The sequence below is a fragment of the Actinopolymorpha sp. B9G3 genome, from assembly GCF_040120725.1.
Lineage (GTDB): Bacteria > Actinomycetota > Actinomycetes > Propionibacteriales > Actinopolymorphaceae > Thermasporomyces.
This window is the reverse complement of sequence record NZ_JBEEAB010000006.1, coordinates 243,076-266,584: the sequence shown is the minus strand read 5'-3', so window position 1 is coordinate 266,584 and position 23,509 is coordinate 243,076. Positions and strand designations below refer to the sequence as shown.

At 68.2% G+C, this 23,509-nt stretch carries 17 protein-coding genes; 12 read left to right on the top strand and 5 right to left on the bottom strand.

Annotated elements, in window-relative coordinates:
* The 10 genes from hisC to ABNF93_RS13625 all read left to right on the top strand — a co-directional run bounded on the left by hisC (position 1) and on the right by ABNF93_RS13625 (position 14,964).
* Entirely contained in the window at positions 1–1,083 is a 1,083-nt protein-coding gene (gene hisC, locus ABNF93_RS13670) for a histidinol-phosphate transaminase (RefSeq protein ID WP_349328356.1), read from the top strand.
* A 126-nt stretch (positions 1,084–1,209) separates the two neighbouring features.
* The gene (locus ABNF93_RS13665; RefSeq protein ID WP_349328355.1) at positions 1,210–2,799 is read left to right on the top strand and encodes a hypothetical protein; all 1,590 of its coding nucleotides are present in this window, start codon (positions 1,210–1,212) and stop codon (positions 2,797–2,799) included.
* Positions 2,800–3,193: 394 nt separating this feature from the next.
* Positions 3,194–4,930, top strand: coding sequence for an ABC transporter ATP-binding protein (locus ABNF93_RS13660; protein ID WP_349328354.1), 1,737 nt, complete (start codon positions 3,194–3,196; stop codon positions 4,928–4,930).
* Positions 4,927–6,849: an ABC transporter ATP-binding protein gene (locus tag ABNF93_RS13655; RefSeq protein WP_349328353.1), complete on the top strand. Its 1,923-nt coding sequence runs from the start codon at positions 4,927–4,929 to the stop codon at positions 6,847–6,849. The genes ABNF93_RS13660 and ABNF93_RS13655 overlap by 4 nt, the downstream gene beginning before the upstream one ends.
* 366 nt (positions 6,850–7,215) lie before the next feature.
* Positions 7,216–8,484 (top strand): quaternary amine ABC transporter ATP-binding protein, encoded by a 1,269-nt coding sequence (locus ABNF93_RS13650; RefSeq protein ID WP_349328352.1) that lies wholly within the window; start codon positions 7,216–7,218, stop codon positions 8,482–8,484.
* Positions 8,481–9,485: an ABC transporter permease gene (locus ABNF93_RS13645; protein ID WP_349328351.1), complete on the top strand. Its 1,005-nt coding sequence runs from the start codon at positions 8,481–8,483 to the stop codon at positions 9,483–9,485. The genes ABNF93_RS13650 and ABNF93_RS13645 overlap by 4 nt, the downstream gene beginning before the upstream one ends.
* Positions 9,486–9,588: 103 nt before the next feature.
* Entirely contained in the window at positions 9,589–10,503 is a 915-nt protein-coding gene (locus ABNF93_RS13640) for a glycine betaine ABC transporter substrate-binding protein (protein ID WP_349328350.1), read from the top strand.
* Between the two features lie 344 nt (positions 10,504–10,847).
* A complete protein-coding gene (locus tag ABNF93_RS13635; RefSeq protein WP_349328349.1) occupies positions 10,848–11,600 on the top strand; it encodes a septal ring lytic transglycosylase RlpA family protein in 753 nt (250 codons plus the stop codon).
* Positions 11,601–11,792: 192 nt separating this feature from the next.
* Positions 11,793–12,797, top strand: coding sequence for a ferredoxin family protein (locus ABNF93_RS13630; protein WP_349328348.1), 1,005 nt, complete (start codon positions 11,793–11,795; stop codon positions 12,795–12,797).
* Positions 12,798–13,236: 439 nt separating this feature from the next.
* A complete protein-coding gene (locus ABNF93_RS13625; protein WP_349328347.1) occupies positions 13,237–14,964 on the top strand; it encodes an ABC transporter substrate-binding protein in 1,728 nt (575 codons plus the stop codon).
* Positions 14,965–15,052: 88 nt separating this feature from the next.
* Here ABNF93_RS13625 and ABNF93_RS13620 read toward each other — a convergent pair whose 3' ends face one another.
* Entirely contained in the window at positions 15,053–15,814 is a 762-nt protein-coding gene (locus ABNF93_RS13620) for a phosphotransferase (protein WP_349328346.1), read from the bottom strand.
* Positions 15,815–16,164: 350 nt separating this feature from the next.
* Here ABNF93_RS13620 and ABNF93_RS13615 point away from each other — a divergent pair, with 350 nt between their 5' ends.
* Positions 16,165–17,370, top strand: coding sequence for an acetyl-CoA C-acetyltransferase (locus tag ABNF93_RS13615; protein ID WP_349328345.1), 1,206 nt, complete (start codon positions 16,165–16,167; stop codon positions 17,368–17,370).
* A 74-nt stretch (positions 17,371–17,444) separates the two neighbouring features.
* Here ABNF93_RS13615 and ABNF93_RS13610 read toward each other — a convergent pair whose 3' ends face one another.
* Complete coding sequence (locus ABNF93_RS13610; RefSeq protein ID WP_349328344.1) at positions 17,445–18,350, bottom strand: NAD(P)-dependent oxidoreductase; 906 nt, start codon at positions 18,348–18,350, stop codon at positions 17,445–17,447.
* Positions 18,347–19,210 (bottom strand): NAD(P)-dependent oxidoreductase, encoded by an 864-nt coding sequence (locus ABNF93_RS13605; protein WP_349328343.1) that lies wholly within the window; start codon positions 19,208–19,210, stop codon positions 18,347–18,349. The genes ABNF93_RS13610 and ABNF93_RS13605 overlap by 4 nt, the downstream gene beginning before the upstream one ends.
* Positions 19,211–19,370: 160 nt before the next feature.
* On the opposite strand from ABNF93_RS13605, the gene ABNF93_RS13600 reads away from it, so the two are divergent.
* Positions 19,371–19,730, top strand: a complete 360-nt coding sequence (locus ABNF93_RS13600) for a winged helix-turn-helix transcriptional regulator (protein WP_349328342.1) — start codon at positions 19,371–19,373, stop codon at positions 19,728–19,730.
* 3 nt (positions 19,731–19,733) lie between these two features.
* On the opposite strand, the gene ABNF93_RS13595 is transcribed toward ABNF93_RS13600, so the two are convergent.
* The gene (locus ABNF93_RS13595; RefSeq protein WP_349328341.1) at positions 19,734–21,152 is read right to left on the bottom strand and encodes a sulfatase family protein; all 1,419 of its coding nucleotides are present in this window, start codon (positions 21,150–21,152) and stop codon (positions 19,734–19,736) included.
* A 168-nt stretch (positions 21,153–21,320) separates the two neighbouring features.
* On the bottom strand, positions 21,321–23,393 hold the full coding sequence (locus ABNF93_RS13590; RefSeq protein ID WP_349328340.1) for an amylo-alpha-1,6-glucosidase: 2,073 nt from the start codon (positions 23,391–23,393) through the stop codon (positions 21,321–21,323).
* Between the last annotated feature and the right edge of the window lie 116 nt (positions 23,394–23,509).

Genomic DNA, 23,509 nt, shown 5'->3' with positions numbered 1-23,509 from the left:
ATGACCGCGCGCCCGTCCGGACCTCGCCTGCGTCGCAGCTTGCAGGGCATCCCCTCGTACAAGCCAGGTCGGCCGGCCGCTCCCGCCAAGGGCCGGCCGACGTACAAGCTGTCGAGCAACGAGAACCCCTACCCGCCGCCTCCCGAACTGCTCGAGGCTGCGCGTGCGGCCGCGGGCACCATGAACCGCTACCCGGACCTTTCCTGCGGACGTCTTACCGGCGAGCTGTCCCGCCGCCTCGACGTGCCGGTGAGCAATCTGGCGCCCGGCACCGGATCGGTCGCGTTGCTCTACCACCTCATGCAGGCGGCCTGCGAACCCGGCGACGAGGTGGTCTACGCGTGGCAGTCGTTCGAGGCCTATCCGATCGCGTCGCAGGCGGCCGGCGCGACCCAGGTGCGGGTGCCGCTCACCGCCGAGGCGCGGCACGACCTCCCTGCGATGGCAGCGGCGGTCACCGATCGCACTCGGGTCGTCATCGTCTGTACGCCGAACAACCCGACCGGCCCGGTCGTCCACCACGACGAGCTGGCGGACTTCCTCGCCCGGGTCCCGGACGATGTTCTGATCGTGGTCGACGAGGCCTACCTGCAGTTCATCCGTGACCCTGACGCGGCCGACGGCCTCGCCCTCTACCGGCAGCACCCGAACGTCTGCATCCTTCGTACGTTCTCCAAGGCGTACTGCCTGGCCAACCTGCGGGTCGGTTTCGCGATTGCCCACGAACCGGTCGCCGACGCCCTCCGCGCCTGCACCCCTCCGTTCGCGGTGTCGACCGTGGCGGAGGAGGCGGCACTGGCCGCGCTGGGGTGCGAGGACGTGCTGTTCGCGTACGTGGAGCAGCTCGTCAAGGAGCGCTACCGGGTCGCGGAATCCCTTCGTACACAGGGGTTTGCCGTCCCCGCGACGGAGGCCAACTTCGTCTGGCTGCCGCTCGGTGACGACGCTGACCGGTTCGCGCAGGCCTGTGAGGCCGAGGGTGTCGTCGTCCGTGCGTTCCCCGGAGCGGGCTGTCGGGTGAGCATCGGTGAACCGGCCGCCAACGACCTGGTGCTCGAGGTGGCCGGCCGCTGGTCGGCCTGACCGGCAACCGGGCGATGGCCGGAAGCGGTCATCTGCACCGACACGGCCAGCGGTCCCCCGGGTGGGCCAATCTTCCCGGCCCAGGGGGCGCGACCGATCGGGTCACGATGGTTAGGCTTCCTCGCCATGACGGTCCTAGGGCAACTTGTACGCGGATTGCTTGTCGTCGTCGGTCTTGCGCTGCAGGTCCTCGTCGGCCTCCAGATGTTCCTCTCGATCGACTTCGGCCCCGCCGAGCTGACCGCCGAACAGCGGGATCTCTATCCCTGGATCGGCCTGGGCTTCGAGATCGCGGCGGGTGCGCTGGCGATCGGTGCGGTCGCGGGTGCGATCCGCCGCCGCGGGCGGGCAGAGGTCGTTCCGTACGACAGGACCACCGAACGACCCGCACCGCAGGAACGTGCCGAGGCTGGCATGACGGAGACCACCAGGTTCCCCGCGCCCGCCGCCGGCACCGAGGCGGACGCCGCGGAGGCCAGCGGTGCGGTGGCGCAGGACCGGTGGCCGGCGGACGGTGACCAGCCTCCGCCCGCACAGGCGATCGGCGGAGCACAGTGGCAGGACCGGGCTGAGTCGGGACGGCCGAGCTACGGCGAGCCAGTGCAGTCGGGTGGGAGCGAACCGGTCGGACAGCGGTACGGCGACGCCGGGCGTGCGGACGCGATCCCCTCGTGGTCGGGAGCCGAGCAGCCCGCCGATGCCGGACGGGGTGTGGGCGAATGGTCCCGGCGCGGGCAGGGTGTCGGCGAGTGGCTCCAGTCGGATCAGCGCCGAGTCGGTGAATGGTCCTCCGGCCAGCCGGCCGCACAACCGGCCGCCGAATGGCCGGCGCAGGCGGGCCAGTCGGGTCAGGCGGGCCAGGCGGGCCAGTCAGGTCAGGCGGGTCAGGTAGGCCAGTCAGGTCAGGCGGGTCAGGTGGGGCAGCAGGGCGGCGTGGCCTGGCAGGCCCACCCACCCGCGCCGGCAGGGTGGCCAGCGCAGCAGAGCGGCGGTGCGTGGACGAGCCAGCCCGGCCAGCAGGGTGCCGTCGCCGAGTGGCCGAACCAGCCAGCGCATCAGAGCGTCGCCGAGTGGAGTCAGACCACCACGCAGCAGGCGGCGGGTGACTCCCACCAGACCGCAGGCGAGTGGCCGAACCAGTCCGGTCAGCAGAGCGGCGGGGCCTGGTCCACCCAGCCAACGACACAGCCCGTCGCCGAGTGGCCGAACCAGTCGGGGCAGCAGAGCGTCGCCGAGTGGAATCAGACCCCCACCCCGCAGACGGCGGGTGACTCGCAGCAAACCGCAGGCGAGTGGCCGAGTCAGTCGGGTCAGCAGGGTGCGCCCGCTGAGTGGACGAGCCAGCCTGGTCAGCAACCGGCCACCTCCGGGTGGTCCGACGATGCCGCCAGCAAGGAAACGTCCGACCTCCCCGACGAGGCGTCCCGTTCCGGTGTCGGTGACTGGTTCTCCGAGCCGCCGCGGCCGATCGCGAGCGACCCTCCCACCGAGGCGCGTCCAGCCGTCGAGTGGACGAGCGATCCGGCCCGCCATGGACTCGGCGACTGGCCAGGCGAGTGGCCATTCGACCGACCCGGCGATGGGCCCGACCAGCAAGCCGATCGCCCCACCGATGGGCCCGGAGACCACCAAGGTGAGGCCGTACGTGACGATCGCACGGGCGAACGCAGTACCGGCCAGCAGGGCAATGGCCCGGGCGAATCACCTCGGTACTGACCAGATCCGGTCACAGGTCCGGCGGTGTCACCGGTCACAGGGGTCCGCCACGTGGCGTCAACGCCCTTACTCGGTTGACGTGTTGGCTTACTCTTGTTGGGTCATCTGTTGACCTGACCGGATCGTCGGGGAGGGGTCTCGCGCACAGATCCGGCAGCAGTTCACTTCGGCCTGACAGCGCAGTCAGCCATGACGGCGCAGTCGACCGACAGCGCAGTCCACTGATACCCGGTGAGGAGCGGCCTGCCCGACGATGCCATCAGATAGACCGGCGCTCGGCGCCCACCAGTCAGAAAGTCCAGATCCAGGAAGCCAAGACCCAGACAGTTCAGATCCAAACAGTTCCGAGGGCCAGCCAGCCACACCGCCAGGTGGCAGACGCCGTTTCGCCGGCGTGACCAATCTGTGGCGGCTTCGTTCGTACCTCCGTCCCTACACCGGGCGCCTGGTCCTGATGCTCCTCGCGGCCCTTGTCGGTGTCGGCGCGAGCTTGTCGATCCCCCTGGTCACGAAGGAGATCATCGACGGTCCCATCGCCCACCGGGAAGTCACCGGACTGATCCTGCTCGGTCTCCTCGCCGCCGGCCTCGGTATCACCGAGGCGTTCCTGATCTTCGTCCGGCGGTGGATCCAGTCCCGCGCGGTCCTGGGTCTCGAGACGCAGATCCGCGACGACCTCTACGCCCACCTGCAGCGGTTGCCGATGGCGTTCCACGGCGGCTGGCAGAGCGGTCAGCTGTTGTCGCGGGCGACGACGGACCTGTCGGTGATCCGGCGGTTCCTCGGGTTCGGTGTCCTGTTCCTCATCACCAACATCGTGCAGCTCAGTGTCGTCGCCGTGCTGCTCTTCCGGATGTACTGGCCACTCGGCCTCGTCGTCGCGGCGTCGGCCATCCCGATCGTCATCGCTTCCGGACGGTTCGAACGCCGCTACATCCGGATCTCCCGCCAGGTGCAGGACGAGCAGGGTGACCTCGCCACGGTCATCGAGGAGGGTGCCGTCGGCATCCGGGTGATCAAGTCGTTCGGACGACGGCACCACGTCTACGACACGTTCGACGAGGGTGCCTGCAACGTCTACGCCACCTCGATGGAGAAGGTCCGGCTCTCGTCCCGGTTCTGGACCGTGCTCGGGTTCGTTCCCAACGTCACCCTCGCCTTGGTCCTGCTGCTCGGCGCGCTCGCGGTGGGGCGGGGCGCGCTGACGCTGGGAGCCCTCGTCGCGTTCACCACCCTGATGCTCCAGCTGGTGTGGCCGATCGCGTCGATGGGCCACATCCTGGCGATGGCGCAGGAGGCGATGACCGCCGCCGACCGGGTGATGGAGGTGCTCGACACCGAGCCCACGATCGCCGGCGGCACCAAGGAGGTCGCGCGCCTCAGGGGGCACCTGCGTTTCGAGGGCGTCGGGTTCCACTTCCCTGACGACAAGACTCCGGTCCTGCGAGATGTCTGGCTCGACGTTCAGCCGGGCGAAACCCTTGCAGTGGTGGGCGCCACGGGCTCGGGCAAGACGACGTTGACGGCACTTGTGCCGCGGCTCTACGACGTCACGGCGGGCCGGATCACCGTGGACCGTCACGACATCCGCGATCTCACCTTGCCGACCCTCCGGTCGGTCGTCGCCACGGCGTTCGAGGAGCCGACGTTGTTCTCCATGAGCGTGCGGGAGAACCTCACGCTCGGCCGGTCGGACGCGACGGACGACGAGATCGCCCAGGCGCTCGAGGTCGCGCAGGCGACGTTCGTCTACAACCTGCCCTGGGGACTCGACACCCGGATCGGCGAGCAGGGCATGTCACTGTCCGGTGGGCAGCGGCAGCGGCTCGCGTTGGCCCGCGCGGTGTTGACCAAGCCGAAGGTGCTCGTCCTCGACGACACGTTGTCCGCCCTCGACGTCGAGACCGAGGCGTTGGTGGAGGAGGCGTTGCGGAAGGTACTCGAGCACGCGACCGGCATCGTCGTCGCGCACCGCGCGTCGACGGTTCTGCTGGCCGACAAGGTAGCGCTGTTGCAGAACGGCACGGTCACTCACGTCGGCACCCACCACGAGCTCCTCGACCAGGTGCCCGAGTATCGCGAACTGCTCGGCCAGGACGCCGATCTCGACGCCGAGGAGGTGATGTCGTGACCGCATCCTCGACCGAGGCGACCGACCGGACCGATCAGGACCGCAGGCACGGCGGCAACGGCGACGACGGCCGTACGGACGGGTCGGACTGGCGCGGCGTCGCCGCGGAGCAGCAGGACGAGATCACCGAGAAGGTGTCTCTACTCCTGCGCGAACGTTCCCGCCGGCTGCTGGGCGACCTGCTGCGGCCACACAAGAAGCTGATCTTCGCGCTGATCGCGATCGTCATCGCCGAAAACGCTGCCCGGCTGGCGATTCCGTACCTCGTGAAGGTCGGGATCGACCGCGGTATTCCGCCCATCCTCGCCAGTGAGGGCGCGCGGACGCTGATCACGGTCGTGGCCGTCATCCTCGTAGCGGCGATCGGTCAGGCGCTTGCGCGACAGGCCTTCCTGCAACTGTCCGGTCGCATCGGTCAGGACATCCTGCTGGAGCTGCGCCGGCGGGTCTTCAACCACTTCCAGAAGCTGTCGCTGCGGTTCCACGAGAAGTACACCTCGGGTCGGGTGATCTCCCGCCTGACCTCCGACATCGACGCGATCTACGAGCTGCTCCAGTCCGGCTTCGACGGCCTGGTCTCCGCGGTGCTCACGCTCATCGGTACCGCGATCCTGCTGCTGGTGCTCGATGTCCACCTCGGCCTGGTGGCGTTGATTCCGATCCCGATCCTGTTCCTCTTCACCCAGTGGTTCCGCAAGCAGTCCAGCATCGCGTACCGGCGTACGCGGGAGACCGTCGCGGCGGTCATCGTGCACTTCGTCGAGTCGATGAACGGGATCCGCGCGGTGCAGGCGTTCCGTCGCGAGCCGCGGAACCAGGAGATCTTCGAGGAGGTCAACGAGGCCTACCGGGACGCCAACATGCGCGGCATGCGGCTGATCGCGGTCTTCATGCCGGGCATCAAGCTGATCGGCAACCTCACCGTGGCCGCGGTCTTGCTGTACGGCGGTTGGCTGGCGTTCCACGACGCCGTGACGGTCGGCGTGCTGACGGCGTTCCTGCTCTACCTGCGCCAGTTCTACGAGCCCATGCAGGAGATCAGCCAGTTCTACAACACATTCCAGTCGGCGAGTGCGGCACTGGAGAAGCTGTCGGGTGTGCTCGAGGAACAGTCGGACGTGCCCGAGCCGACTCATCCGGTGCCGCTGCCGCGGGCCAAGGGAACGGTGCACTTCGACGGTGTGGAGTTCGGCTACAAGGCCGAGAGGCCGGAGGGTGAAGCGCAGGAGGAGCACTTGGTGCTCCCGCATCTCGACCTGCGCGTGCCGGCCGGGCAGACGGTGGCACTGGTGGGCGCGACGGGTGCCGGCAAGACGACGCTGGCGAAGCTGCTGTCGCGGTTCTACGACCCCATCCGCGGCAGGGTCACGCTCGACGGTGTCGACCTCCGCAATCTCGACGAGGCGACGTTCCGGCGGGCGGTCGTCATGGTGACGCAGGAGAACTTCCTGTTCACCGGCACGGTCGCCGACAACATCCGCTTCGGCCGGCCGAGCGCCTCGATGAAGGACATCGTTCACGCCACAAGGGCGATCGGCGCCGACGAGTTCATCACCAGCCTGCCGGACGGCTACGATACCGAGGTCGGCAAGCGCGGGGGCCGGCTGTCGGCAGGGCAGCGGCAGTTGGTGGCGTTCGCGCGGGCGTTCCTGGCCGATCCGGCCGTCCTCATCCTCGACGAGGCGACGTCCAGTCTCGACGTTCCCAGCGAACGACTGGTGCAGCGGGCACTGCGTACCATCCTCGCCGACCGGACGGCGCTGATCATCGCGCACCGGCTCTCCACGGTGGAGATCGCCGACCGGGTGTTGGTGATGGAAGGCGGTCGGATCGTCGAGGACGGACCGCCGTCTGACCTGATTGCCGATTCCGGACGGTTCGCCGATCTGCATCAGGCGTGGTTGGACAGTCTCGCCTGAGTGCCTTCCTGCCGGTCCGGCGGCGCGCCATCGCTCGCCGGACCGGCCATATTTTCAGGCACGGTACGGCTTAATGTGCCGACGCAGAGTGAGGAATACCACTCTGTGGAACGCCGACCTGCCCGGCGGGCGGGCTGGACTGGAATTCGTCCACCAGACCCGGGTACGGTCAGTTACCGATAAGTCCGTCCAGGGGCTGGCCGGACTGCAGGTGGAAACGTCGCGCGTCGACCCACTACGAGGGTCGGAAGAGGCGCAGACGCCGGCCGGACTGCGGCGAAGGCGCCAAGCATGCCGCGGTCGAACGCCCCTAGTGCTCCGCCGTGCTGGCCTTGGACGCCGTGCAGTGGCGCGCGACGAGAAGCGATGAGGGAGCTAGTGCCCGCCGTACGTGCCGAAAAGCTCTACAAAGTGTTCGGACGTCGCGCTGACGATGCCGTCCGCCTCCTCGAACAAGGAAAGGACAAGGAGTCCGTCGGCAAGCTTGGCGTCACACCCGCTGTCATTGACGCGTCCTTCGAAGTCGAGCCCGGTGAGATCTTCGTCGTCATGGGGTTGTCCGGCTCCGGCAAGTCGACGCTCATCCGGATGCTGAACGGACTGCTCGAGCCCACGTCGGGTGCGGTCTACATCGACGAGACCAAGCTCACCGGCCTGCCGAGCAAGGAGCTTCGCGCGCTCCGGCAGGAGAAGGTCAGCATGGTCTTCCAGCACTTCGCGTTGCTGCCGCACCGCACCGTGCTCGAGAACGCCGCGTACGGCCTGGAGATTCGTCAGCTGCCGAAGGCGGAGCGGCTCGAGCGCGCCAACAACGCACTCGAGATGGTCGGCCTCACCGGATGGGAGAGCCACCTGCCGACCCAGCTCTCCGGCGGAATGCGGCAGCGCGTCGGGCTCGCCCGAGCGCTCGCGGCTGGCACGGACGTGATGTTGATGGACGAGGCGTTCAGCGCACTCGACCCGCTGATCCGGCGTGAGATGCAGGACCAGCTGGTGGAACTCCAGGCCAGGTTGGGAAAAACCATCATCTTCATCACCCACGATCTCAACGAGGCCATGCGGTTGGGTGACCGGATCGCGATGATGCGCGACGGGCGGATCGTGCAGATCGGTACGTCAGAAGAGATCCTGCAGGACCCGGCGAACGACTATGTGGCGCAGTTCGTGCAAGATGTCGACCGTTCACGCGTACTGACGGCGAGTGCGGTGATGGAGCGGTCCGTCGCCGTCGTGGGCGCGCGCTCCGGACCGCGCCAGGCGCTGCGTACCATGCGCGAGCAACAGGTGGCCGCGGCGTTCGTGGTCGACAGCGACCGGAAACTTGTGGGCGTCGTTCGTGACGCCGCCGTCGCCGAGGCGACCCGCCAGGGCTCGGAGTCACTGACCAGTCTGATGGATCCCGAGGATGTCGTCGCCGTCTCACCCGACACCGTGGTGGCCGAACTCCTGACGCCATCCGCGGAGTGTCCGGTGCCGCTCGCGGTCGTCGACGAGGAGAAACGGTTGGTCGGCGTCATACCCCGTGTCACGTTGCTGCTCGCCCTCGGCGGCGGCGCAGGGGAGTCCGACGGGAGCAGTACGTCAGAGGATGCGGCGGAGCCGTCCTCGGTGTCCACCGAGGAGGTGCCGTCATGAACCTGGCCGCTGTCGAGATTCCCCGGATCCCCGTCGGTGAGGCCCTCGAGGCGGTCATCGACTGGTTGATCGCCACGTTCGGGGTGCTGCTCGATGCCATTGCCTCGGTGCTCGAGTGGACCTATGACGGGCTGACCACGTTCCTCCTCACCCCGACGATCATCGGGCTCGCGCTCCTGTTCGGTGTCATCGCCTTCGGCCTGCGGGGCTGGAAGATCGGCGTGGGCGCGTTCGCGGGGGCGGCTGTCCTTGGCTACCTCGCGGCGGTGACGAGCATCCCGCCGGTGTTCGTCCTGTCGGTGACCTTCGCCCTCCTCGGCTTCGCCTTACGTGGCTGGAAGTTCGGTCTGTTCTCGCTCATCGGGTTTGTGCTGATCGGTGGAATGGACCTGTGGGACTCCTCGATGGAGACGTTGTCCCTGGTCCTGATCGCAAGCGCGTTGGCGGTCCTCCTGGCCGTCCCGGTCGGCATCCTCGCCGCGCGCAACGACACGGTGAGCCAGCTGATCAGGCCGGTCCTCGACGTGATGCAGACACTTCCCCCCTTCGTCTACCTGATTCCCGCGATCCTGATCTTCGGGGTCGGCCCGGTTCCCGGCGCCGTTGCGACCGTGATCTTCGCGATGGCACCAGGCGTGCGGTTGGTGGAGTTGGGCATCCGTCAGGTCGATCGTGAAGTTGTCGAGGCCGGCGAGGCGTTCGGCGCTTCACCGATGAAGATCCTCGCCCGGATCCAGCTTCCACTCGCCCTTCCGACGATCATGGCGGGCGTCAACCAGGTGATCATGCTCGCCCTGTCCATGGTCGTGATCGCCGGCCTGGTGGGTGCTGGTGGCCTTGGTGGCGATGTCTACTCCGCGATCTCCAACGCGCAGATCGGCGAGGGTTTCGAAGCCGGGATAGCGGTGGTGATCCTGGCGATCTATCTCGACCGCCTCACGGCGGCGCTGACGAGCCGCTCGGCGGTCGTCCGAGCGGCTGCGGCCGCTGGCGAACAATGACGTTCGCGGGCGTCCCAGGCGAGCAGGACGTGTTCGGTCCAGCACGATGCCTGAGCAATCCGAAGATGGGAAAGGACAGCTAACCGTGCAACGTGAATCGAAGATGAGACGCCTGACGATGCTGATCGCGGCGTTGCTCGCCTTTGGGCTGGTGACGGTGGGTTGCGGCACCATCGGGGGATCCGAAGGCGACACCGGTGACACCGGCGGAGGTAAGGCCGAGGAGCCCGCGGGCGAAAAGTCGATCAAGATCGGCTGGATTCCGTGGGACGAGGACGTCGTCGTCACCCACATGTGGAAGCAGGTGCTCGAGGAGAAGGGCTACGAGGTCGAACTGGTTCAGCTCGACCCCGGACCGATCTTCACCGGCCTGTCCAAGGGTGACATCGACCTCTTCCTCGACGGCTGGCTGCCGGTGACTCACCAGCCGTACTGGGAGAAGTACAGCGCGGACCTCGAGGACCTCGGGGTGTGGTACGACAACGCGAAGCTCGCCTTGGCCGTGCCGGACTACGTGAAGGCGAAGTCGATCGAGGACCTGAAGGGCAGTGCGGGCGAGTTCGACGGCCGGGTCGTCGGTATCGAAGCCGGTGCCGGACTGACCCGGGTCACCAAGGAGGAGGCGATCCCGCAGTACGGCCTCGAGGGTGAGTACGAGCTCGTGACATCGTCGACTCCGGCGATGCTCACCGAACTGCAGAAGGCGATCGACGCCAAGGACCCCGTCGTCGTGACTCTGTGGCGTCCGCACTGGGCGTACGCGAAACTGCCGATCCGCGACCTCGAGGACCCCAAGGGCGCGATGGGCAAGGCAGAAGAGATCCACGCGATCGGTCGGAAGGGCTTCAAGAAGGACTTCCCCGAGTTGGCCGGCTGGATGGCCAACTTCACGATGGACGACGAGAGCCTCGGCACGCTGGAGGACGTCGCCCTGAACCAGAACGAGGGGAATGAAGAAGAGGGCGTCACGGCCTGGATGGAAGACAACCCGGACTTCGTGACGAACCTGACGAAGTAGTTCTCCGGCTCCGGCCGGGTCATTGACGCGGACGCCCGGTGATCACCCGAGTGGTGGTCACCGGGCGCCGTCGTATCCGCACGGTGTTCCCGCCGTTCCTCGATGGGCAGGGCCGTTTCGCCTTCTTTTCGGCCCTTACGACAAAGGAGGCATTTCGTCCGACAGTCTTGGATTGATCTCGATAGCTGTGTAAACCTGGGCGGGTTCGTCCGCGGTCGGGGGAGATCTGTTCCGCAGTTTTCCAGCGATATCCCGGACCGGAAGGCGAGCAGGTGCCCAGATCTTCCCCGCGCGGTGACTCCAGTCGGCACCCGCGGAATTCGGGGGTCCGCCGCCGGAAGCAGATGCGTACTCCCGTGATTTTCGGCATCGCCCTGGCGCTCATCCTGTTCGGCGCGGTCGGCGGCGGTGTGTACGTCCTCACCGGGTCGGCAGGGGGAAGTCCGCTGTGGGCGACGTACGCAGGCGAGCATGACGGCGACGCCCGCGCCAATGCCACGGCGCGGGCCTCCCGCGGCGACCGGCTCGACTTCCCCACTCCGGACGGGTTGCCTGACGCGGACACGTGGACCGCGGTGTCGGAGGCCAAGAGGGCGCGAGGTCACGCGCTCCAGGACCACGCCGACGACATGCGCGCCAAGGCCGAACTGGCCAGGAAACAGGCCGCGCAGGAGAAGCGGGAGGCGGCGTCCAAGGCCCGACGTGCGGCCGAACGGCGGGCACAACGGGCCGCGCGGAGTGCCTCGCCCGCGCCGACACCGTCGATCTCGCCGAAGGTCGTGGAGACGGTGAGCGGGCTCGCCAGCTACTTCGGTGACGAGTCCGAGTACCAGCCGATGGCCTGCGGCGGCAACAGCCGGGATCTCACCGAGGGCGTCGCGTTGTGGGAGGTCCCCTGCGGGACGATGATCCGGATCACCAGCAAAGAGACGGGCAGGAGTGTGATCGCCCCGGTGCGCGACCGGGGTCCCGCCGAGTGGACGGGCGTCGCGATCGACCTGCTGCCTGACACCTGGGACGCGCTCGGGGTGCCCCGCAGTCAGGGCAAGCAGGAGGTCACCTACGAAGTGCTCGCCGACCAGGGCGATGCGCCCTGAGGAGGTGTGCGGCTGCCGGTGTGCCCGCGGCGGCGTGTCCATGATGTGAAACGCCCACGCTCGGGCGGGGCCTGGTGCGGACGCGGGTGGTCCAGCATTGGCCGAGAAGTACACTGCCCGGTTGGCTGTTGCCCGCTCGTCCTGTCACAGTGGAGCGGGCGCGAGTTGTCCACGATCTGGTCAGGTGGGGAGATGGAGCTGCCGGCGACGTCATGTTCGGTGCTGTCAGCGACGCTGGCAGAACCCCTGGCGGGCACGGCGGCGGCGGCGCGGACGTGGATGTGCATCGAGCAGTCCGGGCCCTACGGTCCCGACGCCCTACGCGAATCCCATCTCGATCACGAGATCGGTACGGAACTCGTCCGCCGCGCGGGCGGGACGGGCGTACGACTGCAACTGATCCGGCGGCCAGGGCGGCATGCCGACGAACACCCACCGACCGTCCGTCGGCAGGTCTTTCTCGCGCACACCCGGCCTGGCGCGACGTGGCTCGTCCATGGGCGCGTCGACGATCCTCGCGAGCTGCTCGACCTCGATCTCGATGCGCTCGGATCCGGCGTCCGCCCGTCGTTCGGGCGTCTCGACGATCGCACGTTGCTCCTGGTCTGCACCAACGGCCGCCGCGACGTCTGCTGCGCTCTGCGTGGGAGGCCGATCGCCGCCGACCTGGCAACCCGCCACGGCGAGCAGGTGTGGGAGACGACGCACACCGGTGGGCACAGGTTCGCGCCGACGGCGGTGGTGCTCCCCAGCGGGTACCTGTATGGCCGGCTGGATGCCGGTTTCGCGGATCGGCTGCTCACCGGCTCGGGTTCGGGCCAGATGGTGACCGAGCGCTGTCGTGGTCGATCGACGTGGAGTCCTGCCGGTCAGGTCGCCGAACTCGCGGTCCGCGCTCTGACGGGGGAAACCGGGACCGACGCGCTGGTCATCGACGACGAGTTGGTCGACGGCGCCGACTGGCGGGTGCGGGTGCGGGACAGCGCCCCGGATCGCGTGCCGGCCACCGAGGACGGCGGGGCGGCGGACCCGATCGGTAACGCGCCATCGGGACCTGCCCGCGCCTGGTGGGTGAGCGGGCGCGTCGAGACGCCCGAGCCGGAACGCCGCACCAGCTGCGCCAAGGCTCCCGTCATCCCTACCGTCAACCTCGCGACCGGGATCTCCGAGGGCGTGCCCAGTCCGCTCCCCGGCTGACGTCGTACCTCGGGTGTTCCTTCGGTGGGCGTACCCGCCGAAGTGTGTCCGCCCCTGATGACGAACGCGGAAATGTGTGTCCGACGTCCCTGGCTGGCCGTTCTGTGACGTATGGAACCTGTTGACCGGATACCGGAGTGGGTATACAGAATGTCCTCAAAGGGTGGGCGGTGGGATGAACGAGCGGACCAGGCGCGTCGGCAGAATGACCCGGAGGACCCTGCTGAGTTCGAGTGCCTCCGCGGCCGCTGCACTGACCCTGACCGGGTGTGACCTCCTCTCGACAGACCCGGGGGGCAACGGATCAGGGCGGGATGGTCGGAGGCGGAATGGTGCCAAGGAAGCGCCTGCTCTGGTCGACCTGGTCCGAGGAGGGAAACTCCCGCCCCTGAAGGAGCGTCTTCCGAAGACTCCCCTCGTCGTCCGCCCGGTCGAGCGGGTGGGGGTGTACGGAGGGACGTGGCACACCGCGCTGGTCGGCAGCGACGACGCCGCGTGGATGGAAAGGCTGCAGCACTACGGTGGCCTGCTTCGTTACAGCAGGGACTGGAGCGGCGTGGTCCCGGATGTCGCCGAGTCCTACGACGTCAATGACGACAAGACCGAGTACGTCTTCCACCTGCGGGACGGTATGAAGTGGTCAGACGGCTCACCGTTCACCGCAGACGACGTGACGTTCTGGTTCGACGACGTCTTCATGAACGATGAGCTCACTCCCACCAAGTCGCCGCTCCTGCTCAGCGCAGGGAAGCCGCCCACGGTCGAGAAGGTCGACGACCATGCCGTGGCCTTCCGATACCAGATCTCCCATGGTCTCCTAGCCCGCTATCTGGCCGGGGGAAACGGCCTGGAGCTGATCAACAAGCCCCGCCACTATCTTGAGCAGTTCCACCAGAAATATGCCCCGGACACGATCGACCGGAAAGTCAGGGACGCGGGATTCGAGGACTGGGTCGCACTCTTTCTCGATCGCGCCGACTGGTCGCTGAACCCGGACCTTCCCACCCTCAGCCCGTGGACGCTGGAAACGCCGTACGACGGCAGTGGGACTCGCGTCGTCGCGAAGCGCAATCCGTATTACTGGAAGGTCGATTCCGAAGGCAACCAACTCCCCTACCTCGACGGGATCGAGTACCAAGTCCTGCAGACGCCCGAGGTGGTCCTGCTCAAGGCGCTCGGTGGTGAGTTGGACATGCACAGCAGGCACATCAACATCGCCGAGAACAAGCCCGTGCTCGCTCGGGATCGGGAGAAGGGCAACTACAGATTCTTCGATCTCCTTCCAGATCCGATGAACACGGCACTTCTGATGCTCAACGTGACTCATACCGACGCCGTCAAGAGGAGTGTGTTCGGGAACAGGGAATTTCGGATCGGGCTCTCCCATGCGTTGAACCGCCAGGAGATCATCGCCGCGATCTACCGGCGGCAAGGTGAGCCATGGCAGAGCTCGCCACGGCGCGAAACCGGGTTCTACAACGAGAAGCTCGCGAAGCAGTTCATCTCCTACGACGTCGATCTCGCCAACGATTACCTCGACCGCGCCGGGTACAGCGGTAAGGACGGGGACGGTTTCCGCCTCGGCCCCGACGGCGAGCGGATCAGAATCCTGTTCGACGTCGCGTCGGAGGGAAATGACGGACCGGAGTTTCCACAGGTTGCCGAGTTCGTCGGGCGCTACTGGCGCGATGTCGGAGTCGACACCGTAGTCAAGACCGTGTCCCCGTCGCTCGTCGAGGCCAAGCGGGAGGCGAACGAACAGGACGTTTCGATGGTGCTGGCGTTCGGCGGGACCAATGTGGTCATGGATCCTCGCGCGTACTTCCCCCAGAGCGGCAACGAGTATGCCGGCCCGTGGGTGGAGTGGTACGAATCCCGCGGCGCATCGGGCGAGCGGCCGCCTGACTGGGTCCGGCGGCAGATGGCGCTGTACGACCAGCTGCAGACGACGGTGGGCGAGGACGATCAGGCGAACCTGATGAAGGAGATCCTCGCCATCGCGGCCGAGGAGTTCGCCTTCATCGGGATCAATCTTCCCGCCAAGGGCTACGGCATCGTGCGAAATGACTTCCACAACGTGCCGAAGGAGATCCACTCGAGCACCGGCGCGTGGTTCCCTGATCCCGGCCCCACCGACCCGTGCCAGTACTTCACCACGAGGACCTGAGGCATCGAACCACGAGGACCTGAGGGACCGAACCTCGAGGACCTGAGGGACGGAGAAGTTCGTGTGGCGGTCGACAAGCCCCGCCCGTTCAGAGGAGGGCGGACTCGAGGACGGAGCGGTGCTCGCCGACCCAGGCGTACGCCTCCTGAATCGCCTTGACGTGCCCTGCTGACCGGAGCCGCTCCATCGCCGGATCGCCGGCGTCGGCCCGCTCGTCGATGCCTCGCCAGCAGCGGTCCTGCCACCACAGGATCGTCTCGACGAGCGCACGCCGGTCCCGCGTCCGTAGCGCGTAGGTGTCGGCGACCAGGCCGATCAGCCGCGCCGGGCCGTTGGGACTCGCGCGCCCCGGCCCGAGGTCGAGAAACTGCCAACACACGTGGGCGACGTCGTGGATCCGCCGGCCGGGTGCGGCGAAGTCCCAGTCGATGAAGGCGTACGGACGCAGGCCGGCGCCGTCGTCGCGATAGACGGTGTTCCTGGGTGACAGGTCGTTGTGACAGACCACCTCGCCGTCCTCCGCCAGTGGCGTACCGGCGGTCAGGTCGTGGAACTGCCGGACCAGTTTGGCCACCCGGGTCAGGCTGTCCTCGGACCAGACCGCCGGAGGTTGTGCCGGCTGCCACGCGACGTGACCGGACAGATAGGTCAGCGTCTGCCGCCCTTCCTCGTCGACGCCGAGGTAGCGGGGCGCCGCCGGCCAGCCGTGGCGGGCGAAGAGCCGGAGGACGTCGTGGATGTAGGCCGCGCGCGCCGGCATCGGTCGGCGTACCGTCTCGCCGATGCGTACGACGTCGTTCACCATGCCACCTGCGAGGCGCTCCCCGGTCACGCGACGCTGGCGACTCATGTGCCCAGCCTGCCCGGGTGTACGCCGACCTGCCAGCATCGGGTTGCCGCGCGCCATGTGTGGCCCCTGGTCCAACGGGCGTGTGCGTGAAGGTGCCCCTGGGGCAACGGGCGCTTGCGTGAGGGTGCCTCTGATCCAATAGGCACGCGCTCCAACAGGCACGCCGCGCGAGCTCCGGTCTTGCAGGCCGAACGGCAAGATCCACGAGACGCGGCAATCCCCACGAAACCCGGTGAATCTGCCGCGCCTCGTTGGGAATGATCACCCATAGGCGATCATTCCTGCGCACGAAGGCGGCCGGGTCGGGCGACTTCTGGGCTGATCCGCCGGGGAAGGGGCAAGCTGGATTCATGACCGAGGAGGCGTACGTCTTCGATGCGATCCGCACACCACGAGGCCGGGGGAAGCGGGGCGCGCTGCACAGCGTGAAACCGGTGACCCTCGCGTCAGGGGTGCTGGAGGCGCTGCGGGTGCGTTCCGAACTCGACACCGAACGCGTGGACGATGTGGTCTTCGGCATCGTCACGCCGGTGGGTGAGCAGGGGGCCGACCTGGCTCGTACCGCGGTGCTGATGGCCGGCTGGGACCTCAGGGTCCCCGGTACCCAGCTCAACCGGTTCTGCGCGTCCGGTCTCGAAGCCGTCAACCTGGCCGCACAGAAGGTCAGGTCGGGCTTCGACGATCTCGTCGTGGCCGGCGGTGTCGAGTCGATGTCGCGGGTGCCGATGGGTTCCGACGGCGGCGCGTGGTTCATCGACCCGGAGACCAACCTCGCCACCGGATTCGTACCCCAGGGTGTGAGCGCCGACCTGCTCGCCACCCTGGAGGGTTTCACCCGCGACGACGTGGACGCTTATGCCGCCGAGTCGCAGCACCGGGCGACGGTCGCTCGCGACAAGGGCTACTTCGACCGGTCGCTGGTCCCGGTCGTCGACCACAACGGCATGCTGCTGCTCGACCATGACGAGGCGATCCGCCCCGAGACCACGGTCGAGACTCTGGGCGGCCTCAAGCCCAGTTTCGCCGACCTCGGCGCGCTCGGTTTCGACGCCGTGGCGATCGACCGCTATCCGAGCGTCGAACGCATCAACCACGTCCACACGGCGGGCAACTCCTCCCAGATCGTGGACGGGGCGGCGGCCGTCCTCATCGGCGGCGAACGCGTCGGCGCGGACCTCGGCATCGCCCCGCGGGCCCGGATCGTGAGCGCGGCCGCGGTAGGGACCGATCCCACCATCATGCTGGTCGGTCCCGCCCCAGCCGCCCGCAAGGCGCTTGACAAGGCGGGGTTGACGGTCGGTGACATCGACCTGTTCGAGGTCAACGAGGCGTTCGCCGGGGTGGTGCTGCGGTTCATGCGGGAGCTGGACATCTCACCCGAGATCGTCAACGTCAACGGTGGTGCCATCGCGCTCGGCCACCCGCTCGGAGCGACGGGCGCGATGTTGCTCGGCACGCTGCTCGACGAGCTCGAACGACGGGACCTCCGCCGTGGACTCGTGACGCTCTGCGTGGGTGGTGGCATGGGCGTCGCCACGATCATCGAACGTCTCTGACGCCGACGTGACCGACCGACGCCGGAAACCGCCGAGGTGCTGATCCCTGCGGTGTGGCTCCGCCTGGACCGGACTCAGCGGCGCGTCTTGATCACTTCGTAGAGTGCCGTCCAGTCTTCGGCGCCGTGGCCAGCGGCGATCGCGCGTTCGTAGTGTGACCTGACCGCCTTCGGCAGCGCGACGTCGACGCCGGAGTTCTCGCTTGTGCGCAGGATGTGGTCAGCCGTGGCGCCCATCATCTGGGCCGTGCTCAGCTCGCCAGGGTGCTCACCTGCTTCCAGCCGGCGGGCGAGTTCACGACCGTCGCCGATCATCGCCGGAATGTCGGTGAGGGTGGTCAGCGCGCCGGGCAGGAACTCGGCTGCCGGTATTCCGGCAGCGGTGACGAGCGCAGTGGCGTGGAGCAGGCTCGACATCGCGGTGAGGAACACGTCGAGGTGGGCCTGGTAGAAGAGCTGGGCCAGGCCCGGGTCCTCGCCGAGGTACTTGGGTGCGCCGATCCGGCTCAGCACTGGTACGTGGACGTCGAACACCTCCGTGGGTCCGCTGTAGAACACGTACGCCTCTGGCGTGCCGATCGCGGGAGCAGGCACCATCACGCCACCCGTCACGAAGCTGGCTCCATGCCTGGCGGCCCATTCCGCCGCCTCGCGGGAGGCGTCAGGCGTGTCGGAGCTGAGGTTGACGATGACGCTGCCGGCCAGCACGCCGGCGTACTCCTGATCGTCGACGGCCGGGCCGAGGATGTCGTACATCGCCTGGTAGTCGGTGAGGCTGAGGATGGTCAAGTCGCTGGCCGCGACGGCCGCTGCCGGAGTGAGCGCCAGCACGGCACCCGCCGCGACGAGTGTGTCGGCACGGCTCGGAGTGCGGTTCCACAACGTGACCCGGTGCCCAGCCTCGAGCAGCGCGCCGGCCATCGCCCGCCCCATCGGGCCGAGCCCGATGACGGTCACCGGTGAGGGCGTGTCGGTGCTCATGCGGTGCTCCTCAGCTCCTCGAAAATGCGTGCGAAGCCCTGCTCGCCGAATCCAGTGTCGATCTGCCGACGGATGAGGTCGTGCACAGGCTTCAGTACCTCGAGGCTCACGCCCTGATCGATGCTCGCCCGCATGATGTCGCCGAGGTCGGAGAACTCCAGGCTCTGTTGGCCCTCGCCGGTGTAATCCTTGGCGTCGATGATTGCGGCGGTCTCCGCGAACGACCCGGTCATGGCGGTGAGAAACGGCGTCGCCCGCGCGGCGAACTCCTTCGCCGACACTCCCTCCGAGCCGACCATGGCCGCACCGTGCATGAAGCCGGCGAACATCACGTACATGCTGGAGAGCATCGCCAGGTCATACAGCGAGGCCATGCCGGCGTCGGTCCCGAAGTAGGTGGCCTCGCCCCACAGTTCGAGCAGTGTCCGGTGCTCTTCGAAAGCGGCAGTCGAACCGCTGTAGAGGATCGCCGACCCCGGGCCGCCGATCATCTGCGGAACGGCCATGATCCCGCCGTCGAGGTAGTCGACGCCGTGGTCGGCGGCCCAGGCGGCCAGCTCGCGAGCATCGTTCGGTGTCGTGGTGGTCAGGTTGATCAACGTGCGCCCGGACAGGCCGGCGGCGACCGGATCGAGAACGTCATGGACGGATTGGTGGTCGAAGAGGCACGCGACGATCACTCCGCCGCCGGCGAGCGCCTCCTTGACGGTGCCGGCAACCGCGGCGCCGCGCTCGCCGAGGGCCTGCGCCCGCTGCGGCGTACGGTTCCACACCACCGCGGGCCGCCCGGAGTCGAGCACGGCCCTCACGAGCGCGCTGCCCATCGCTCCCAATCCCAGGAACGTGGTTCTGGTTGTCATCGGTTTTCCTTCGGACTGCTTGGTTCGGATCGGTACGCCTGGCGTCATCCTTCGTCGCTACATTCCGTTTGACAAGTACTCACTATTTTGTTCAATACTTACTGTTTCGTAAGTATTGAAGCCCGCCGTGGAAACAGGCGTGGTGAGGCAGGAGGATCTGATGACGTCGAGGACGCGACGTGGCCCGTACGTCTGCGGAATCGATGCCGCGATGGACGTGGTGTCGGGAAAGTGGAAGTCGCTGATCCTGTGGGAGTTGAACAACTACGGCACCCGCCGGTTCGGCGAGCTGAAGCGTGGCCTCCCAGGTGTCAGCGAGAAGATGCTCATCCAGCACCTCCGCGAGATGGAGGAGGACGGGCTGATCCACCGCGAGGTCTATCGTGAGGTCCCGCCGAGGGTGGAGTACTCCCTCACCGAGCACGGCAGCTCCCTCAACGACGCCCTTGGCCCGCTGGGCGTCTGGGGCTCGGCACGAGTCAAGCGCCTCGCAGCGGACGCATCAACGGCACCGGCGTAGTCGTCACCCAGACCCGCCAGGGGCCAGCACGGGCTTGTCGCCGAACTCGGCCTGCAGCCGGGCCAGCTCGGCCTCCAGTTCGCGCCGCACGTCGGCGTACGCCGGATCGTCGTGGACGCTCCGCAGCTCGGCCGGATCGTTCTCGAGGTCGAACAATTCCCACTCAGGAGCCGTACGCCGGTCAGACGTGCCGGCCAGACCGAGCCCGTCGCCGTAGTAGTAGATGAGCTTGTACCGCTGCGTGCGTACGCCGTAGTGCGCGACCACGTGATGGGAGCCGTCGTCGTGCTCCCAGTAGCGGTAGTAGACCGACTGCCTCCAGTCGGCAGGCCGCTCACCACGCAGCAGCGGGCGCAGGCTCCGCCCCTGCATGCGCGGGAGGGGATCCAGGCCGGCATAGTCGAGGAACGTCTGCGCGAAGTCGATGTTGAGCGCCATCGCGTCCGTGGTCGATCCGGCCGGGATCTCGCGCGGGTAACGGATCATCAGCGGCATCAGCAACGACTCGTCGTACATGAAGCGTTTGTCGTACCACCCGTGGTCGCCGAGGAAGAACCCCTGGTCGGAGGTGTAGACGACGAGGGTGTTCTCGGCGAGGCCCTCCTCGTCGAGCGCGTCCAGCACCCTGCCGATGTTCTCGTCGACCGACACCACACACCGCAGGTAGTCCTGCATGTAGCGCTGGTACGCCCACTTCGTGCGCTCGCGGCCCTCCAGCCCGGGCGGATAGGGCTGCTTGACGTCGCGTTCGTTGAGGTCATGGCTGATGCGCATCTTCGCCTCGCGGGCGGCCCTGCCGTGGCCGGCGTGGTCGTCCCACAGGGTCGGCGGCTCTGGGACCCCCTCTTTGAACAACTCCGCGTGCTTGGTGTCCGGATCCCAGCTGCGGTGGGGCGCCTTGTGGTGCAGCAGGAGGCAGAACGGCCGCTCGCGGTCCCGCTCGGTCAGGCGTTCCAGCGCCAGGTCGGTGAGGACCGTCGTCGTGTAGCCGGGCACCTGGCGCCGGCGGCCGCCTTCCGACAGCAGCTCGGGATCCCAGTACGGACCCTGGTCCTCCAGCACCTCCCAGTAGTCGAAACCCTGCGGGTCGTGGATGCCGCCATGGCCGAGATGCCACTTTCCGACCAGCCACGTCTGGTAGCCGGCGTCGCGCAGCATCGACACGAACGTCGGCTGGCGTGCGTCGAAGCGGGTCGACAACGTGCTGACGCCGTTGACGTGGCTGTAGGTCCCGGTCAGGATCGACGCCCGGCTCGGCGCGCACAGCGCATTCGTGCAGTACATCGCGTCGAACCGCATGCCCTCCGCCGCGATCCGGTCCATGCTCGGCGTCTGGAGCAACTCACTGCCGTACGCCGAAATGGCGTGGGCGGCGTGGTCGTCGGTCACGATGAACACGATGTTCGGCCGGTCGTCGGTCACTGGCTCTCCCTTGCTGAGGTTGCGGGGCGCGGGCGCGGGTCAGTCTCGGGCTAGTGCTGGCAAATGGTGCTGGCAAATGGTGCTGGCAAATGACCACGCTGAGCATGCCTGCGCCACCCGGGCGAGGCGTCGACACCTCGCCGGACACCGCTGGCATGCTCAGCGTGGTCATTCGCGGCCGGGAGGCCGAGGTGTCTCGACGGTCAGAGGTGCGCTGGTCTCGACCCGGGCGGTGCCCGCCGCGTCGACCTCGACGGTCAGCGCGTGCCCCGCCACCCGCAGGCCCTCCACCCGCAGCGGGAACCAGTCGGCGAACTCGGCAGACGGTGCGACCCGGAGCACCCCGCGCGGGACGTCGGCCTCCAGACCGAGCGCCGCCTGAAGCATCGCGATCGCCGCGGCCGCCGACCAGGCCTGGGGACGGCACGCGGCCGGATAGGCGAGCACCGGCTCGTCGCGGCGGGCGTTCGTACCCGCGAAGAGCTCCGGCAGGCGGTACGCGAAGTCCGGCGCGGCCCGGACGAGACCCGCCGCCAGCGACGCTGCGGCCCGCGCGTGACCGTCTCTCGCCAGGCCCAGGATGGCGATCGCGGTGTCGTGCGGCCAGACCGTGCCGGCGTGGTAGCCGAGCGGGTTGAAGCCGGCGACGTCGGCGGTCATCGTCCGCAGCCCGTAGCCGCAGTCGAGATCGTCCGTACGCATCCGCGCCGCCACGCTCGCGGCCTCGCCGGCGTCGAGGATGCCGGTGCCGAGCAGGTGCCCGAGGTTGGACGTCGCCGTCGCGACCGGGCGCTTCGCGCCGTCCAGGGCGAGGGCGGGGAAGGTGCCGCGCGGGTCCGACACCCAGAAGGTGGTACGAAAGCGCTCCCGCAGCGCCGTCGCCCACTCCCGCATCCGGTCACCGCCCGGACGGCCGAACGCCTCCAGCAGGTGGGCCCCCGCGATCGCCGCCTCGTAGGCGTACGCCTGGGCTTCACACAGCGCGATCGACGGCTCGGCGATCGTGCCGTCCGGGAACTGGATCGAGTCGCCGGAGTCCTTCCAGCCCTGGTTGGCGAGGCCGTGGCCGCTCTCGTCGACGTACTCACAGAATCCGTCGCCGTCGGCGTCGGCGTCGGTACGCAACCAGCCGAGTGCGGCCTCCAGCGGATCGAGCAGGTCGGTGACGGCGCCGTCGTCGAGACCCCAGCGCCAGGCGTCGTGGAGCAGGCAGATCCACAAGGGGGTGGCGTCGACGGTGCCGAAGTACACGGGAGGGAGGCTGCCGACGCTGGCCTGCTCCATGCGTACCTCGTGGAGGATCTTGCCCGGCGCCTCAGCCGTGTCGACGTCGTGGCGGGTGCCCTGGCGACGGGCCAACGTACGCAGGGTGCCGCGGGCGAGGTCGGTGCCGAGCGGCAGCGTGAGGCGGGCGGCCCAGAGCGAGTCCCGCCCGAACAACGTGAAGAACCACGGGCTCCCAGCCGCCAGGAACGCATCGCCTGGCGCCTCCGGGTCGGCGAGGGCGAGGCCAGCGAGATCGGCGACGCTCTGGTCGACCAACCGGGTGAGGGCGGCCGGACCGGAGACGCTGAGCGGCTCCCAGCCGGGAGTGCCGGGCCCGAAGGTGTTCGCCGGGAGGGCGTCCTCGGTCGCGGTCAGGGAGTACGTCACCGACCACGTGGACCGGGCCGGCACCGTCACCCGCCAACTCCAGACCGGCCGTACGTCCCCCACCGGTGCGACGCCGGCGTGCGCGGTTTCGGCACCCTCGGTGCGCAGTGTTACCTCGCCCATGCTGTCCGACCAGACCGCGGCGTCGTCGCGGACCTCGGAGGGTGAGCGGAGGGCGGGCGTGTCGCCGCGGCGTACGACGTTCATCGGGGCCAGGTCGACCGCGGCCGTCACGCGGACGGTGGCGTCGACCGGGACGCGGGCGTTGTTGGCCAGGGTCAGTACCTCGTCGATCCCGTCGGGCCGGAGCCGCCGCTGCCGTTCCAGGCGTACGGTCGGATCGGCTCCGTCGTCGCCGAGGTGTCGGATGACGCCGGTGAAGCGGGCGAGTCCCGCGCCGGCGAGACTGTGACCGACCGGGGCCGGCTCGTGCCCGTCGACGTCGACGACGAGTTCGGACAGGATTCTCCGGTCGTGCCGGATCACTCCCTGAACGCCGCCCGCACGGATCTGCCCGTCGGGCCCGGACAGAGCAACGCTGGGGGCGCACACGCAGCTCACCAGCTCGTGCAGGAAGGGTTGAGCCACCGGATTCTCCTCCGTCAGTCCGTCAGTCCGTCAGAGTGTCGGGCGGTGCAGTCGGAACCGGAGTGCGGCTGCGAGCGGTGGGACGCCTGCTGGACCACCGAGGGACCGGACGGCAC